The following is a 2,392-nucleotide window of genomic DNA, read 5'->3' on the forward strand; positions in this document are numbered from 1 at the left end:
CAGCAAAACAAGGTATGGAATCCACCAAAGACATGCTTTCCTTAAGAGGTCGTTCGAGCCGTTTGGGAGAACGTTCAATAGGTCATATAGATCCAGGTGCAGCATCGAGCTTCTTTATCATGGAAGCCTTTTTAAAGAGCTTTGTTGAAGGATAAGTTAACAAAATATTAACTCGAATTCATTTGGGTAATTCTTTTTTTTGCTCTTAAAAATGGTTGAAGTTCATACCGGGTTTTGGTACTAGATGAAGATGAAAACTTAATTTTGCAGTAAATTAATCTCACCCTTATGTAAGGGGGGAGGATTTAAAAGAATTGGAAACGAGTCGAATCACGAACTATCTCCCGTAATCCAAAGGGAGAGGTCGTTATAAAAGGAATTATTTACTTGCTACTGTATTTTCAGGATAGACCTTCATGCTGCCAAGCGGCACCAGATGAGGATGAAAAACCTAGGATTTGACATGCCATGGCATGTCGTTACATTAATTAAAGAATGGGCACAATACATTGTGCTCCAATGATTTTATACTCTTTTGTAGGGGCTTGATTTATCAAGCCCACAAATGGGATTTTTTATTAGAGTTTTGATAATTGGAAAGGAGTGAAGAATCATGTCCTTATTTCTGGCATCTGATCATTTTGGATATCCTTTAAAAAAAGTTATTGCTGAGCATCTCCACAAAAAAGGAGTTGAATTTGAAGATTTAGGAGTGAATTCAGAAGATGAAGTAATAGATTATCCAGATATAGCCCTCAAAGCTTGTTTGACTATAACCGAGGGAAAACATCAGTATGGAATACTTGTCTGTGGAACCGGCCTTGGTATGGCCATGGCTGCTAATAAAATCCCCGGGATTTATGCCGCTCCTACTCATGATATTTATTCAGCTGAAAGAGCGAAAAAAAGCAATGATTCCAATGTCATGACTTTAGGAAGACATATTGTGGGTCCAGAACTAGCTAAAATGCTGGTTGATGCTTGGTTGGGAAGTGAATTCGGGGGTGGAAGGTCTCTCCCTAAAGTGCAAAAAATTCGTGAAATTGAAAAGAAATATATGAAATAATCGATTATTCCATGAATATGTTCCAACCTCTCCTAAATAAAGGAGAGGTTTTTTATTTTGTTATTGATAAATGGGAACTTACTTTACTATTGACAAAAATGATAAACTATCAGAGTTGTTCTATCCTTTAACTACAGTGATGTTCATTGGATAAAGAGTTTAAATATTGATTATTATAACGCATCTTGTATTAACAGAATAGGAGTTAAATATAGAAATCTTTTGGTCTTCTTAAAAGTATTGATAAATAAAAGGACAATATAATGCCAAAAATTAAAATTGACCAATTTGGTAAAGAGCTTGAAGCTAAACCTGGCGAAAATATTTTAGAGGTACTTCAAAGAGAAGGTATTGATATCAATGCTTATTGTGGTGGGTTTGGGTATTGTGGAAAGTGCTTGATAAAAATTCTAAAAGGAAATGTTGCTCAACCTACCGCACAAGAAATAAAACATTTAAAAGAAAAGATATCTCAAGGATACCGCTTAGCTTGTCAAGCTCAAATAATAGAGGATATTGAAATTGATATTCACGACTCGATAACCCAAAAGGTTGAGGTTTTAGCGGAATCAGGTGAAGCTATTTTAGAAGAACTACCAGTAAAAAAAATCAATATTCAACTCAAAAAACCATCATTAAATCAATCTTTATCCCTTGAAGAGATTGCCGAGAACCAATTACCAACCTCACCTTTTGTTAGAAACTGGACAATTCAAGCTCTCCAAGAACTGTCTCGCATTGAAAATCAAGATGAAAAGAGTTTTGAAATAGGTTTTGATGAAAAACAGATTTATTGGACGAACTCGGACGTTAAAAAGGCTTCTTTTTTAGGAATTGCCTTTGATATTGGAACAACGACTTTAGCTTGTGAACTTCTTGATCTCGAGACAGGATCAACTCTTTATCGAGCAGGAGCCTTAAACCGTCAAGCAAGTTTTGGAGCCGATGTATTATCTCGATTGAGAGCAATTCAAGATAACCAAGGAGCTCTATCTGATCTTCAAGAATTATTGCTATCTTCGATGAATGACTTGATCCAGGAGGCTTGCCAAAAGACCGGGAATGACCCCAACCGAATATTGTCGGTTATGGTAGCGGGAAATACAATAATGGAGCATATTTTTTTAGGAGTATCTCCTATCTCGATAGGAACGGCTCCATTTACACCGGTTTTTTGTCGATCCTATCATACCAGTGCTCGGAGACTTCATTTAGTTATACACCCAGAAGCTCGGGTATACATTTTTCCTTCTGTTGCTGGATATGTTGGGGGCGATATTGTTGCTGGTATAGGAGCTCATGACCTTGAGAATAATAATTCAACCC

Annotated in this window: 3 protein-coding genes; all 3 read left to right on the forward strand. The window is 36.5% G+C overall.

What is annotated here, in order from left to right; translation table 11 throughout:
- Nucleotides 1-155, forward strand: a 155-nt coding sequence (locus PLK24_RS11495) for a DAK2 domain-containing protein (RefSeq protein ID WP_349770682.1), incomplete at its 5' end; no start/stop codon positions are given.
- A 458-nt stretch (nt 156-613) separates the two neighbouring features.
- The gene (gene rpiB, locus PLK24_RS10795) at nt 614-1,066 is read left to right on the forward strand and encodes a ribose 5-phosphate isomerase B (protein ID WP_324479023.1); all 453 of its coding nucleotides are present in this window, start codon (nt 614-616) and stop codon (nt 1,064-1,066) included.
- Between the two features lie 263 nt (nt 1,067-1,329).
- The coding region (locus tag PLK24_RS10800) for a 2Fe-2S iron-sulfur cluster-binding protein (RefSeq protein ID WP_324479025.1) at nt 1,330-2,392 on the forward strand (1,063 nt) is incomplete at its 3' end.

It is taken from the genome of Atribacter sp. (assembly GCF_035418125.1).
GTDB classification, from domain to species: Bacteria; Atribacterota; Atribacteria; order Atribacterales; family Atribacteraceae; genus Atribacter; species Atribacter allofermentans.